The organism is Pseudomonas sp. W2I6, assembly GCF_030815935.1.
GTDB lineage: Bacteria > Pseudomonadota > Gammaproteobacteria > Pseudomonadales > Pseudomonadaceae > Aquipseudomonas.
The window spans coordinates 5954725-5969166 of record NZ_JAUSXJ010000001.1; the positions used below are offsets into that span (position 1 = coordinate 5954725).

Genomic DNA, 14442 nt, shown 5'->3' on the forward strand with positions numbered 1-14442 from the left:
CTGTTTTTTAGCCAGCTCGTTCATGCGCAACATTTTGTAAGGCCTAAATAGAGCCTTAACAAGACAGCCATAGTGGCCGTCCCTAGGTCGGACCAGTATCCTAGCACCTCCTCGCCCGCCGACGCTAAGACCAAGCGGGCAGCCCAACAGGTTTAAAAACGAATGAATGCTCTAGCCCGCCGCGCCGCAGGCCTGCTGCTCAGCACAGTTTGTCTGCCCCTTTCAGCTTTGGCTGCCGACCCACAACCCACCCACGAATTCACCCTGGACAACGGCCTCAAGGTCGTCGTGCGCGAAGACCATCGCGCCCCGGTGGTGGTTTCCCAGGTCTGGTACAAGGTTGGCTCCAGCTACGAAACCCCGGGCCAGACCGGTTTGTCCCACGCCCTGGAACACATGATGTTCAAGGGCAGCGCCAAAGTCGGCCCCGGCGAGGCTTCGTTGATCCTGCGTGACCTGGGCGCCGAAGAAAACGCCTTCACCAGCGACGACTACACCGCCTACTACCAGGTGCTGGCCCGTGACCGCCTGGGCGTCGCCTTCGAGCTGGAAGCCGACCGCATGGCCAGCCTGCGCCTGCCGGCCGACGAGTTCAGCCGCGAGATCGAGGTGATCAAGGAAGAGCGCCGGATGCGCACCGACGACAACCCGATGTCCAAGGCCTACGAGCGCTTCAAGGCCATGGCCTACCCGGCCAGCGGCTACCACACGCCGACCATCGGCTGGATGGCCGACCTGGACCGCATGAAGGTTGAAGAACTGCGCCACTGGTACCAATCCTGGTACGTGCCGAACAACGCCACCCTGGTAGTGGTGGGCGACGTAACCCCGGATGAAGTCAAAACCCTGGCCCAGCGCTATTTCGGCCCGATCCCCAAGCGCGACGTCCCCCCGGCGAAAATCCCGCTGGAGCTGGCCGAGCCCGGTGAGCGCCTGCTGACTCTGCATGTACAGACCAAACTGCCGAGCGTGATCCTTGGTTTCAACGTGCCGAGCCTGGCCACCGCTGAAGACAAACGCTCGGTCAACGCCCTGCGCCTGATCTCGGCCCTGCTGGACGGCGGCTACAGCGCGCGCATCTCGACACAACTGGAGCGCGGCGAAGAGCTGGTGTCCGGCGGCTCGTCGAGCTACGACGCCTACACCCGCGGTGACAGCCTGTTCACCCTGACTGCCACACCGAACCTGCAAAAGAAAAAGACCGTGGCCCAGGCTGAAGCCGGCCTTTGGCGCCTGCTGGATGAGCTGAAGGCCAAGCCACCGAGCGCTGAAGAACTGGAGCGTATCCGCGCCCAGGTCATCGCCGGGGTGGTTTACCAGCGCGACTCGATCACCAGCCAGGCCACTGCCATCGGCTCCCTGGAGACGGTGGGCCTGTCCTGGAAACTCATGGACACCGAGCTGGCCGAGCTGCAAAGCGTCACCGCCGAAGATATCCAGAAAGCTGCACGCACCTATTTCACCCGCGAACGTCTCAGCGTCGCCCATGTCTTGCCTGAGGAGACCGCTCATGAGTGAACGTAAAAACAACCGCCTGGTGCTGCCCGGCCTGATCGTGGTGACTTTGGCTGCGGCCTGCGCGGTGTACTTGCTGCGCCCCAGCGAATCCGTCGCCAGCCAGGCGCTGGAGCAGGCCAAGTCCGCCAACAAGCTGCAATCCCTGGCCGAGCTGGACGACAAGGCGCCGACCAACCGCAAGCTCGACGTGCAAACCTGGACCACCGCCGAAGGCGCCAAGGTGCTGTTCGTCGAAGCCCATGAACTGCCGATGTTCGACATGCGCATCCTGTTCGCCGCCGGCAGCAGCCAGGACGGCGCAACACCAGGCCTGGCGCTGTTGACCAACGCAATGCTCAACGAAGGCGTGCCGGGCAAGGACGTCAGCCAGATTGCCGCCGGTTTCGACGGCCTGGGTGCCGATTTCAGCAATGGCGCCTACCGCGACATGGCGCTGGTTTCCCTGCGCAGCCTGAGCGCCAGCGACAAGCGTGACGCCGCCCTGTCACTGTTTGACGACGTGATCGGCAAGCCGACCTTCCCGGCAGACTCCCTGGCGCGGATCAAGAACCAGTTGTTGGCGGGCTTCGAGTACCAGAAACAGAACCCCGGCAAACTGGCGAGTATCGAACTGTTCAAGCAGCTCTATGGCGACCACCCTTACGCGCACCCGAGCGAAGGCAACGCCGAGAGCGTGCCGAAGGTGACTCTTGCGCAATTGAAGGACTTCCACGCCAAGGCCTACGCCGCCGGCAACGCAGTGATTTCCGTAGTCGGCGATCTGACCCGCGCCGAAGCCGAAGCCATGACCGCCAAGGTTTCCGCGTCCCTGCCAAAAGGCCCGGCGCTGGCGAAAATCGCCCAACCGGTCGAGCCCAAGGCTGGCACCACGCACATCGAGTTCCCGTCCAAGCAGACAACCCTGCTGCTGGCGCAACTGGGTATCGACCGTGCCGACCCGGATTACGCCGCGCTGTCCCTGGGTAACCAGATTCTCGGCGGCGGTGGCTTCGGCACCCGTTTGATGAGCGAAGTGCGCGAGAAACGCGGCCTGACCTACGGCGTATACTCCGGCTTCTCGCCGATGCAGGTACGCGGCCCGTTCATGATCAACCTGCAAACCCGCGCCGAAATGAGCGCCGGCACGCTGCGATTGGTGCAGGACGTACTCGCCGACTACCTCAAGACCGGCCCGACACAGAAAGAACTCGATGACGCCAAGCGCGAACTGGCCGGCAGCTTCCCGCTGTCCACCGCGAGCAACGCCGATATCGTCGGGCAGCTGGGCGCCATGGGTTTCTACAACCTGCCGCTGAGCTACCTGGAAGATTTCATGAAACAATCCCAGGCGCTGACCGTTGACCAGGTCAAAGCTGCTTTGAACAAACATTTGAGTGCCGACAAGATGGTCATCGTGACCGCCGGCCCGACGATTGCGCAAAAGCCACTACCGCCCCCCACTGATAAACCCGCCGAGCAACCGCTCGGGGTTCCGGAGCATTAATGGCCCGTCCATCCCGTCCCAAAAAACCTGTCCACAACGTTCACAACGGTGTGGGCCAACTGCGCATCATCGGCGGAGAGTGGGGCAGCCGTAAGCTGAGCTTCCCCGATGTCGTGGGCCTGCGCCCGACGCCAGACCGCGTGCGTGAAACCCTGTTCAACTGGCTCGCGCCGTATATCGCCGGGGCCAAGGTGCTGGACCCGTTCGCGGGTAGCGGCGCGTTGTTCCTGGAGTCGCTGTCCCGTGGCGCGGCGCTGGGCCAGGCGCTGGATGCCAGCAATGTGGCGGTCGCCAGCCTCAAGGAACACCTGGGCACCCTGCGTTGCACCACCGGGCAAGTGCAGACGGCTGATGCGTTGCGCTACCTGGAAACCCAGGAAGCCCGTGAGTTTGACGTGGTGTTTCTTGATCCGCCGTTCAACCAGAACCTGCTGCCGACTGTATGTGCGCTGCTGGAAGAGCGTCAGTGGTTGGCGCCGGATGCCTGGATCTACACTGAAAGCGAAACCGCACCGTCCACACTCGGCCTGCCGGGCACCTGGCGCCTGCACCGCGAGCAGAAATCCGGGCGGGTGTATTACGCGTTGTGGCAACGCACCGTGTAGGAGCGAGCTTGCTCGCGAAGATCGTTAACGATGACGCGGGAAACCAGGGGAACGCGGTGATCTTGAGTTTTTCGCGAGCAAGCTCGCTCCTACAATGATTGGAGCAAGCCCATTCGGCACCGAGAATTTCATGACTCCGCCCCTCGACCGCTTCTCCCCCGCCTTCGGCCTCGGCAACCCGCACCTGCAAACGTTGTGGGGACCGCTGTGGCGCAAAACCACGCACATCGAACGCCAGCGCGAACGGCTGTGGCTGGCAGACGGCGATTTTCTCGACCTCGACTGGCATGGGCCCCATGACGCAACCACCCCGCTGGTGCTGGTACTGCACGGGCTGACCGGCTCGTCCAACTCCCCTTACGTCGCCGGCCTGCAAAAAGCCCTCGCAACCCAAGGCTGGGCCAGCGTCGCGCTGAACTGGCGTGGCTGCTCCGGCGAACCCAACCTGCTTGCCCGCAGCTACCATTCCGGCGCCAGTGAAGACCTGGCCGAAACCATCGCTCACCTGCGGGCCAAGCGCCCGTTGGCGCCGCTGTATGCGGTGGGGTATTCACTGGGCGGGAATGTGCTGCTCAAGTACTTGGGCGAAACCGGCGAAGCCTGCGGGCTGCAAGGTGCGGCAGCCGTGTCGGTACCGTTTCGCCTGGATCAGTGCGCCGATCGCATTGGCCTGGGCTTTTCTCGGGTTTATCAGAAGCATTTCATGCGCGAAATGCTGGCCTATATCCGCGTCAAACAAAGCCGGTTTCTCAAGGATGGCCGCGAGGCAGGCCTGAAAACCCTCGCCGACCTGGGCTCGCTGGAGAAGATGCGCACGTTCTGGGACTTTGACGGCCGCGTTACCGCGCCGCTGCACGGGTTCCTCAGTGCCGAGGACTACTACCGCCGCGCCTCCAGCCGCTATTACCTCGGGGGCATTCGCACACCAACCCTGATCATCCAGGCCGCGGACGACCCGTTCGTGTTCGCCCACAGCCTGCCCGAGGCCAGCGAACTGTCGGATTGCACCGAGTTCGAACTGCTGGCCAAGGGCGGGCATGTCGGGTTTGTGGACGGTTCACTGAAACAGCCAACTTACTACCTGGAACGGCGAATCCCGGAGTGGCTACTGACACAACGCCGATAAAAATGTGGGGGCTCCCACACTTTGGATCAGACCGGGTCAGGCAGACCTCAGTCGCCTGTTGCAACTTCCCGCTTTGGATCAGTGATCCACTCGCTCCACGACCCCGCGTACAACTTGCCCAACGGGTAACCCGCCAGGCACAGCGCAAACAGGTTGTGGCAGGCAGTCACGCCGGAGCCGCAGTAGGCCACCAGGTCATCCGGCGAGCGGTCTTGCAGCTTGGCGGCGAAGCGTTGCTTGAGCTGGTCCGCCGGCAGGAAACGGCCGTCGCTGCCCAGGTTTTCATTGAATGCGGCACATTGCGCGCCGGGGATATGCCCGGCAACCGGGTCGATAGGCTCCACTTCACCACGAAAACGCGGCTGGGCGCGGGCGTCTATCAGGGTCAGGCCGGGCTGGCCAAGGCGTTTCTGCAGGTGTTCGGCGTCCAGTTGCAAGTGGTTGTCCGGCGTGCCGCTGAAGGTGCCGGGCTCGATCACCGGCGCATCCAGGCTCAACGGGAAGCCCGCCGCGTGCCAGGCTTTCAGGCCGCCATCGAGGATGAACACGCCGTCGCGCTTGCCCAGCCAGGCCAGCAGCCACCAGGCACGGGCGGCATAGGCACCGGGGCCGTCGTCATACAAAACGATATCGCTGTCGGCGTTAACGCCCCATGCCCGCAGTTGCCGGATAAACGCATCCGGCGCCGGCAGCGGATGGCGACCGGTCACGCCCTTGATTATCGGCCCGCTGAGGTGGCGCTCCAGGTCGGCATACTGCGCCCCTTCGATATGCCCTTCGGCGTAGCTGCACAGGCCGTAGTCCGGGTCTTCCAGGGCAAAGCGGCAATCGAGGATCACCAGCCCGCCGGACTTCTGGCGCTCGGCCAGTTGCTGGGGGCTGATCAGTTGGGCAAGCGGCATGACTGACTCCTGTGGCTAGGTTAGCGTTCGGGAAACATCCTACTTCACTTCTTCCAGCGCCTGATTCAACGGCACGTAAAACTCTTTGAACAGTGCATCCACCGCGTCCTTGGCCTTGGGGGTGATAAACCCGGCTTCCAGCACCAGCACCTGGTACACACCGCGCTTGATGGCCTCAGCGCTCAGGTGCGTGGACTTTTCATTGGTGGTGCACAGGAAGCGCACCCATGAGGTGAGGATGATCCAGGCGTTGAGGGTCAGGGCTTCGGTTTGCACCGGGTCCATGTTCAGGATGCCGGCATCGACAAACCCCTGGTAGATGGCTGCGCCCTGGATCAGGCAGCGCTGGGAGAACCGCCGGTAGCCGGTGGCCAGCTCCGGGTCGCTTTCCAGCAGGTGTTCGAGGTCACGGTGCAGGAAGCGGTAGCGCCACATGCCGGCCAGCACCGCCTGCAGGTAGAAGCGCTTGTCTTCCACGGTCACCGCACGGCCCTGGGGCGGGCGCAGGAAGCTGTCCACCAACGCTTCGTACTCACGAAACAGCACTGCGATAATCGCCTGCTTGTTGGGGAAGTGGTAGTACAGGTTGCCCGGGGAAATTTCCATATGGGCAGCGATATGGTTGGTGCTGACACTGCGCTCGCCCTGCTGGTTAAACAGCTCCAGGCTGGTTTGCACAATGCGCTCGCTGGTCTTTACTCGTGGTGCCATGGGAAATCAACTTCTAGACCCGTGATGGCGGCATCTTACGGACTATCCTTGTCCGGATAAATCGGCACGTTGTGCAATGTTATTTGACAATTTAGAGCAATGACTCTAAAAACTGAAGCATTCCAATAACAATCGGGAACTTCGCCATGTCTGCCAACGTTGCCTACCTGCAAGATTCCCAGGCGCTGGACCAACTCCAGGAACTGTTCGACGCCCAACGTCGGGCCTACGCCGCCAACCCGATGCCGCCGGCCGCCCAGCGCCAGCAATGGCTCAAGGCCTTGCGCGAGCTGTTGAGTGACGAGCGCCAGGCGCTGATCAACGCCATCAGCCGTGATTTCAGCCACCGCAGCGCCGACGAAACCCTGTTCGCCGAACTGATGCCCAGCCTGCATGGCATTCACTACGCCAGCAAACACCTCAAGGGTTGGATGAAACCTTCCCGCCGCGCTGTAGGCATTGCCTTCCAGCCCGCGTCCGCCAAGGTCATCTATCAACCCCTGGGTGTGGTCGGGGTGATCGTGCCCTGGAACTACCCGTTGTACCTGGCCATCGGCCCGCTGGTGGGTGCATTGGCGGCCGGCAACCGGGTGATGCTCAAGCTCAGCGAATCCACCCCCGCCACCGGCCAGTTGCTCAAGACGCTGCTGGCGAAGATCTTCCCCGAGGACCTGGTGTGCGTGGTGCTCGGCGAGGCTGAAGTGGGCATGGCGTTTTCCAAGCTGCGCTTCGACCACCTGCTGTTCACCGGCGCCACCAGCATCGGCAAGCACGTGATGCGCGCGGCGGCCGAACACCTGACGCCGGTCACCCTGGAACTGGGCGGCAAATCACCGGCGATTGTTTCCGCCGACGTGCCGCTCAAGGACGCCGCCGAACGCATCGCCTTCGGCAAGGCGCTGAATGCCGGGCAAACCTGCGTGGCGCCAGACTACGTGCTGGTGCCGGAAGACCGTGTAGACGGCTTCGTCGAGGCCTACAGCAAGGCGGTTCGCGGGTTCTATCCGACCCTGGCCGACAACCCGGACTACACCGCCATCATCAACGAACGACAGTTGGCCCGGCTCAACGGCTACGTGAAAGACGCCACCGACAAGGGTGCCACCCTGGTCCCGCTGTACGACCAGGGCCAGGACCGCCGCATGGCCCACAGCCTGCTGCTGAATGTCAGCGACGAGATGACCGTGATGCAGGACGAAATCTTCGGCCCGGTGCTGCCGATCGTGCCGTATCGCGGCCTCGACCAGGCCTTTGCCTACATCAATCAGCGCCCTCGCCCACTGGCGCTGTATTACTTCGGCTACAACAAGGCGGAACAGAACCGCGTACTGCACGAAACCCATTCCGGCGGCGTGTGCCTGAACGACACGTTGCTGCACGTAGCCCAGGACGACATGCCCTTCGGCGGCATCGGCCCGTCGGGCATGGGCCATTACCACGGCCATGAAGGTTTCCTGACCTTCAGCAAGGCCAAGGGCGTGCTGATCAAGCAACGCCTGAACGCGGCCAAGCTGATTTACCCGCCCTATGGCAAATCCATCCAGAAGTTGATCCAGAAGCTGTTCGTCCGCTAACAAACCCATCACCGGGATAACAATAAGAATGAACCCTAGCCTGACTGAATCACCCGCGCTGTCACGGCGCGGCGTCTTGAAACTCGGCCTGTGCGCCAGCGCCTTCCTGGCCACCGCCGGGCTGGGCGCCAGCCTCAGCGGCTGCTCCAGCAGCACCCCGGCCAGCGGCTTTGCGATGTTGCGCAGCAGTGACCTGCCGTTTTTGCGGGCAGTGATTCCGGTGCTGCTGGAGGGCGTGGCCAGCGCCGAGGTAGTGGTGGCCGGCATCGACGACACCCTGAAAAAGCTCGACTTCAGCCTGCAACACCTGTCGCCCGAGATGTTCAAGCTGACCCAGCAATTGTTCGACGTCTTGGGCATGGCCGTCACCCGTGGGCCGCTGACCGGGGTGTGGGGCAGCTGGGAAAACGCCAGCGGCGAACAGATCCGCAACTTCCTGCACCGTTGGGAAAACAGCTACCTGAACCTGCTGCGCATGGGCCAGGGCTCGTTGCTCAAGCTGGTGATCATGGCCTGGTATTTCCGCCCCGAGTCCTGGGCGCATTGCGGCTACCCCGGCCCACCGAAAATCTGATCTGCATCCCGATAAAAACAAGAGACGACCCTGATGCCCGTACCTGATCTGTTCCGCGATGGCATGGCCCGCGGCTGGAAGACCCACAATGGCACCGCCCTCGACCAGGACCTGACCCTGGAAGCCGACGTCGCGATCATCGGCAGCGGCGCCGGCGGCGGCACCACCGCCGAAATCCTCAGCGCCGCCGGCTACAAGGTGCTGCTGATCGAAGAAGGCCCGCTGAAGACCAGCAACGACTTCAAGCTGCTGGAAGACGAGGCCTACGCCAGCCTCTATCAGGAAGGCATCGGCCGCATGAGCAAGGACGGCGCTATCACCATCCTGCAGGGCCGCGCGGTCGGCGGCACCACGCTGATCAACTGGACCTCCAGCTTCCGCACCCCGGACCCGACCCTCGCCCACTGGGCCAGCGAGTACGCGGTCAAGGGCCACAGCAGCGCCGAAATGGCGCCCTGGTTCGAAAAAATGGAACAACGCCTGGGCATCGCGCCTTGGGCCATGCCACCGAATGCCAACAATGACGTGATCCGCAAGGGCTGCGAAAAGCTTGGATACAGCTGGCACGTGATCCCGCGCAATGTGCGCGGCTGTTTCAACCTGGGGTATTGCGGCATGGGTTGCCCGGTCAACGCCAAGCAATCAATGCTGGTGACCACCATTCCGTCCACCCTGGAGAAAGGCGGCGAGCTGCTGTACCTGGCCCGTGCCGAACGCCTGAAGTTCAGCGGCGACACCATCACCAGCCTCGAATGCGTGGCCATGGATCAGTATTGCGTGGCACCCACAGGCCGCAAGATCACAGTCAAAGCCAAGCATTACGTACTGGCCGGCGGCGGCATCAACAGCCCGGCGCTGCTGCTGCGCTCGGACGCACCCGATCCCCACTCGCGCCTGGGCAAGCGAACCTTTTTACACCTGGTGAATTTTTCCGCCGGGTTGTTCGACGAGGTGATCAACCCGTTCTACGGCGCGCCGCAGTCGATTTATTCCGATCACTTCCAATGGCAGGACGGCACTACCGGCAAAATGTCCTACAAGCTCGAAGTACCGCCACTGCATCCGGGCCTGGCCAGCACCTTGCTCGGCGGCTACGGCACGCAGAACGCGCTGGACATGGGTCAACTGCCGAAAACCCACGCCATGCTTGCGCTGCTGCGGGACGGCTTCCACCCCGACAGCCCGGGTGGCACAGTCGAATTACGCGGCGATGGCACACCGGTGCTCGATTATCAGGTTTCGCCCTACGCCTGGGACGGCCTGCGCCGGGCATTCCACAGCATGGCGGAGATTCAGTTTGCCGGCGGCGCCAAGTCGGTGATGCCGCTGCACGGCGATGCGCGCTACGTGAACACCTTGGCTGAAGCCCGCAGCATGATCGACGGGTTGAACCTCGAATTGCACCGAACCCGGCTCGGCAGCGCTCATGTAATGGGCGGTTGCGCGATGGGGGAAGAACCGAAAAACGCCGTGGCCGACAGCCTGGGGCGCCATCATCAACTGCGCAACTTGTCGATCCACGATGGCTCGCTATTCCCCACCAGCATTGGCGCTAACCCGCAGTTATCGGTGTATGGATTGACGGCGCAACTGGCGACGGCATTGGCCGAACGTCTGAAAACGGCCTGAAAAAACCGGGTATTCGCGGTGTCTATAGTGCTTTCTTCTGAATAAGTTGACTTGGCCGACCGGGATGGCTGCGATACCATCCGGTTCCCCAACGGACTCCGCCAGGACGACGCGATGAACCGAGTGTTGTACCCAGGTACCTTCGACCCAATCACCAAGGGCCATGGCGATCTGGTCGAACGCGCCTCGCGCTTGTTCGACCATGTGATTATCGCGGTCGCTGCCAGCTCCAAGAAAAACCCGCTGTTTCCCCTGGAACAGCGCGTGGAGCTGGCCCGTGAGGTCACCAAGCATCTGCCCAACGTTGAAGTGGTCGGCTTCTCGACGCTGCTGGCGCACTTCGCCAAGGAACAGAACGCCAATGTGTTCCTGCGCGGCCTGCGGGCGGTGTCGGACTTCGAATACGAATTCCAGCTGGCCAACATGAACCGCCAACTGGCGCCGGACGTGGAAAGCCTGTTTCTTACGCCTTCGGAACGTTATTCGTTCATTTCCTCGACGTTGGTCCGGGAAATCGCGGCGTTGGGCGGGGATATCACCAAGTTCGTGCACCCGGCTGTGGCGGATGCTCTCACCCTGCGATTCAAGAAATAATCCCGGACAGTAGGAGCTGGCTTGCCAGCGATCCAGGCGCCACGGTGCAACTGCCCCATCGCCATCGCCGGCAAGCCGGCTCCTACTGTCCATCGCTGTGACTCGCACTGCGGGCGCCAATGCGGCACAATTGCGCGCATTAGTTTTCAGATGCCTTGGCTGACAGCCCTGGCAGGAGTTTCCATGTCCCTGATCATCACCGACGATTGCATCAACTGCGACGTCTGCGAACCCGAGTGCCCGAACGCTGCCATTTCCCAGGGTGAAGAGATCTATGTGATCGACCCCAACCTGTGCACCCAGTGTGTCGGCCACTACGACGAACCCCAGTGCCAGCAGGTTTGCCCGGTGGATTGCATTCCGCTGGACGAGGCTCATCCGGAAACGGAAGAGCAACTGATGGAGAAGTACCGGTTGATTACCGGGAAGGCCTAAGTCCCTTGGCGCTTCATTAAGCCCCTTCGCGAGCAAGCCCGCTCCCACATTCGACTGCATTCCAAAGGTGGAACTCGGTCGAATGTGGGAGCGGGCTTGCTCGCGAATAGGCCATCAGCAGCACCACAAATTGTCAGCTCTGACACTTCGGGCAAAACACACTCGCCCGCTGCCCCAGCATCACGTTGCGCAATTCGGTCCCACAGACCTTGCACGCCTCGCCACCACGGCCATAGACGAACAATTCCTGCTGGAAATACCCCGGCTGCCCGTCGCCGCCGATAAAGTCCCGCAGCGTGGTGCCGCCGCGCTCGATGGCCGCCGCCAGGATGCGCTTGATCTCGATCGCCAGCTTCAGGTAACGCCCACGGGAAATGCCCTTGGCTTCCCGACGCGGATCAATCCCGGCGGCAAACAGCGCTTCCGTCGCATAGATATTGCCCACGCCCACCACCACCGCGTTGTCCATGATGAACGGCTTCACCGCCATCGAGCGTCCACGGGACAGCTGGAATAGCCGCTCGCCGTCGAACAGGTCGGTCAACGGCTCCGGCCCCAGGCGGATCAGCAGCTCGTGGTTCAGTGGGTCGAGGCTCCAGAGCATCGCGCCAAAGCGTCGCGGGTCGGTGTAGCGCAGGGCCAGGCCCGACTCCAGTTCTATATCCACATGCTCATGCTTGGCCGCCGGGCTGCCGGCTTCCACCAGGCGCAGGTTGCCCGACATCCCCAAGTGGCTGATCAGCGTGCCGACCTCGGCATTGATCAACAAATACTTGGCCCGCCGCTCCACCAGCACGATGCGTTGCCCGGACAGCCGCACATCCAGGTCTTCCGGGATCGGCCAGCGCAGGCGCCGCTCACGCACCACCACACGGCTGACCCGCTGGCCTTCCAGGTGCGGCGCAATTCCGCGCCGGGTGGTTTCGACTTCCGGTAACTCGGGCATGTGTACCTCTTGGAAAAAGGGTTAGTGCGCGCCCAGCTCGCGGATCGACAACTTCAAACTCTCGAAGTCGTAGTCCGACAGGCCGATATGGTCCAGCACCAGCGGGCCGATGGCGTTCCACTCATGGTCATCCACCTGGTTGCCCAGCACGCGGTACGACGCACAAATGTGCTCGGCCATTTTCAGGATCGCCAGCAGGTTTTTCAGCTGCGGCTTGTGGTTGGACTCGTCGCTGAAAATCGCCAGGGCATTGTGGTGATTGGCGATGGCATCGGTCACATGTTCCGGCAGGCGCCAGGATTTGGCGGTGTAGTAACCCACCACGGCATGGTTGGTGTTGAACGCCTGGTTCTCGGTGTCGACCACACGGCACTCCGGGCCGGCGTTGGCATAGGCCTCTTCCAGCACACTCATGTAGTTCGGGAAACGCTTGAGCATCAACGGCACGCCACAATCGTGGAACAGCCCCAATGCGTAGGCTTCATCGACCGCCTGGCTGCCGGTGCGCTTGGCCAGGGCCAGGCAGGTCATGGCCACGTCCTGGGCGGTGTCCCAGAAACGGTTGAGGGTGACGATGGTGTCGTCGCTCATCTCGCCCTTGATCGACTGCGCGTTGATCAGGTTGACGATGGAGCGGCTGCCCAGCAGGTTCACCGCGCGCTGGATCGAGACGATCTTGTTGCTCAGACCGTAATACGGCGAATTGACGATCTTCAGCAGCGAGCCGGAGAGGCCCGGGTCCTGGGCGATCAACCGGGCGATCACTTCCAGGTCCGGATCGGGCATGTACTGCTCCATCTGCAAATCCACCATGATTTGCGGTTGAGGCGGCACGCTGATGCCTTGGAGGCTCTGTTGGATCTGTTCGGCGGATAGCTCTTGGGACATAGGGGGCACACTCTGGACTAGGCGGCGATTCTAACCTTTATGGCAACCGGGCTGACACCTCAAAAACCCGAACTGAAACCGGACCGAATGTGGGAGCGGGCTTGCCTGCGATGCAGACGGCTCGGTCTTTCAGATAACCGAGGTGATGCTATCGCAGGCAAGCCAGCTCCCACAGGGACATCACAACCCACATGTCCGGCGGCACCGCCAAGTACTGCACAACACGGTATACTCCCGCTCTTTTTTCCGGAGCGACGTCATGTCCCTGCCAAGCCTGCGTCTCAAAGCCAACGCCGATCGTCGTTTGCGCAACGGCCACCTGTGGGTCTACAGCAACGAAATCGATGTGACCGCCACACCTCTTCACGGCTTCCAGGCAGGCGACCAGGCGATCCTGGAAGCAGCCGGCGGCAAGACCCTCGGCATCGTGGCCATGAGCCCGAACAACCTGATCTGCGCCCGCCTGCTGTCCCGCGACATCAAGTTGCCGCTGGACAAGTCGCTGCTGGTGCACCGCATCAACGTCGCCCTGTCCCTGCGTGACCGCCTGTTCGACAAGCCGTTCTACCGCCTGGTGTACGGCGATTCCGACTTGTTGCCAGGCCTGGTGGTCGACCGTTTCGGCGACATCCTGGTGGTGCAGATCGCTTCGGCGACCATGGAAGCCCACAAGGAAGACGTGATTGCCGCACTGACCCAAGTGCTCAAGCCAAGCGGCATCCTGTTCAAGAACGACTCCGCCGCGCGTGATGCCGAAGGCCTCAACCGCTACGTCGAAACCGTGTTCGGCCTGGTGCCGGAGTGGGTGGCACTGGAAGAAAACGGCGTGAAGTTCGAAGCGCCGGTGATCCAGGGCCAGAAGACCGGCTGGTTCTACGACCACCGCATGAACCGCGCCCGCCTGGCCCCGTATGCCAAAGGCAAACGCGTACTCGACCTGTACAGCTACATCGGCGGCTGGGGCGTGCAAGCGGCCGCCTTCGGTGCCAGTGAAGTGTTCTGCGTCGACGCCTCCGCCTTCGCCCTCGACGGCGTGGAGCGCAACGCGGCACTGAACGGCGTTGCCGAGAAAATGACCTGCATCGAAGGCGACGTGTTCGAAGCCCTCAAAGAGCTGAAAGCCAGCGAAGAGCGTTTCGACGTAATCGTGGCCGACCCGCCTGCCTTCATCAAGCGCAAGAAAGACATGAAGAACGGCGAAGGCGCCTACCGCCGCCTGAACGAGCAAGCCATGCGCCTGCTCAGCAAGGACGGCATCCTGGTCAGCGCTTCGTGCTCGATGCACTTGCCGGAAGACGACCTGCAAAACATCCTGCTGACCAGCGCCCGTCACCTGGATCGCAACATCCAGATGCTGGAACGCGGCGGCCAGGGCCCGGACCACCCGGTGCACCCGGCGATTGCCGAGACCCGGTATATCAAGAGCATTACTTGCCGGTTGTTGCCGAATAGCTAAG

General features: G+C 62.3%; 14 protein-coding genes. 10 read left to right on the top strand and 4 right to left on the bottom strand.

The annotated features are described in order from the left end of the window. Positions 1–162: 162 nt before the first annotated feature. From QF039_RS27590 to QF039_RS27605, 4 genes are all read left to right on the top strand, one after another. Positions 163–1518: a pitrilysin family protein gene (locus QF039_RS27590; protein ID WP_226475463.1), complete on the top strand. Its 1356-nt coding sequence runs from the start codon at positions 163–165 to the stop codon at positions 1516–1518. Further along, a complete protein-coding gene (locus tag QF039_RS27595; RefSeq protein ID WP_003213787.1) occupies positions 1511–3001 on the top strand; it encodes a pitrilysin family protein in 1491 nt (496 codons plus the stop codon). The genes QF039_RS27590 and QF039_RS27595 overlap by 8 nt, the downstream gene beginning before the upstream one ends. Continuing rightward, positions 3001–3606, top strand: a complete 606-nt coding sequence (gene rsmD / locus QF039_RS27600; RefSeq protein ID WP_003213788.1) for a 16S rRNA (guanine(966)-N(2))-methyltransferase RsmD — start codon at positions 3001–3003, stop codon at positions 3604–3606. The genes QF039_RS27595 and rsmD overlap by 1 nt, the downstream gene beginning before the upstream one ends. 130 nt (positions 3607–3736) lie before the next feature. Continuing rightward, entirely contained in the window at positions 3737–4732 is a 996-nt protein-coding gene (locus QF039_RS27605; RefSeq protein WP_087693252.1) for a hydrolase, read from the top strand. Positions 4733–4779: 47 nt separating this feature from the next. Here QF039_RS27605 and QF039_RS27610 read toward each other — a convergent pair whose 3' ends face one another. Both QF039_RS27610 and QF039_RS27615 read right to left on the bottom strand, forming a co-directional pair. Next, positions 4780–5634 carry a sulfurtransferase gene (locus QF039_RS27610; protein WP_087693253.1) on the bottom strand — a complete coding sequence of 285 codons (855 nt, stop codon included), beginning with the start codon at positions 5632–5634 and terminating at the stop codon, positions 4780–4782. A 39-nt stretch (positions 5635–5673) separates the two neighbouring features. Continuing rightward, a complete protein-coding gene (locus QF039_RS27615) occupies positions 5674–6345 on the bottom strand; it encodes a TetR/AcrR family transcriptional regulator (RefSeq protein WP_003213791.1) in 672 nt (223 codons plus the stop codon). Positions 6346–6491: 146 nt separating this feature from the next. Here QF039_RS27615 and QF039_RS27620 point away from each other — a divergent pair, with 146 nt between their 5' ends. From QF039_RS27620 to QF039_RS27640, 5 genes are all read left to right on the top strand, one after another. Further along, positions 6492–7919, top strand: a complete 1428-nt coding sequence (locus QF039_RS27620; protein ID WP_307521705.1) for a coniferyl aldehyde dehydrogenase — start codon at positions 6492–6494, stop codon at positions 7917–7919. A 28-nt stretch (positions 7920–7947) separates the two neighbouring features. Next, positions 7948–8493 carry a twin-arginine translocation pathway signal protein gene (locus QF039_RS27625; RefSeq protein WP_087693254.1) on the top strand — a complete coding sequence of 182 codons (546 nt, stop codon included), beginning with the start codon at positions 7948–7950 and terminating at the stop codon, positions 8491–8493. A 33-nt stretch (positions 8494–8526) separates the two neighbouring features. After that, positions 8527–10122 (top strand): GMC family oxidoreductase, encoded by a 1596-nt coding sequence (locus tag QF039_RS27630; RefSeq protein ID WP_307521708.1) that lies wholly within the window; start codon positions 8527–8529, stop codon positions 10120–10122. A 114-nt stretch (positions 10123–10236) separates the two neighbouring features. Continuing rightward, entirely contained in the window at positions 10237–10716 is a 480-nt protein-coding gene (gene coaD, locus QF039_RS27635; protein WP_307521710.1) for a pantetheine-phosphate adenylyltransferase, read from the top strand. A gap of 183 nt (positions 10717–10899) precedes the next feature. Continuing rightward, positions 10900–11151: a YfhL family 4Fe-4S dicluster ferredoxin gene (locus tag QF039_RS27640; RefSeq protein ID WP_003213796.1), complete on the top strand. Its 252-nt coding sequence runs from the start codon at positions 10900–10902 to the stop codon at positions 11149–11151. A gap of 133 nt (positions 11152–11284) precedes the next feature. On the opposite strand, the gene mutM is transcribed toward QF039_RS27640, so the two are convergent. Further along, positions 11285–12097 carry a bifunctional DNA-formamidopyrimidine glycosylase/DNA-(apurinic or apyrimidinic site) lyase gene (mutM, locus tag QF039_RS27645; RefSeq protein WP_008438968.1) on the bottom strand — a complete coding sequence of 271 codons (813 nt, stop codon included), beginning with the start codon at positions 12095–12097 and terminating at the stop codon, positions 11285–11287. 21 nt (positions 12098–12118) lie between these two features. Then, complete coding sequence (locus tag QF039_RS27650) at positions 12119–12931, bottom strand: HDOD domain-containing protein (protein WP_173882995.1); 813 nt, start codon at positions 12929–12931, stop codon at positions 12119–12121. Between the two features lie 313 nt (positions 12932–13244). Here QF039_RS27650 and QF039_RS27655 point away from each other — a divergent pair, with 313 nt between their 5' ends. Continuing rightward, positions 13245–14441 carry a class I SAM-dependent rRNA methyltransferase gene (locus QF039_RS27655; RefSeq protein WP_242153282.1) on the top strand — a complete coding sequence of 399 codons (1197 nt, stop codon included), beginning with the start codon at positions 13245–13247 and terminating at the stop codon, positions 14439–14441. Position 14442: the final 1 nt, after the last annotated feature.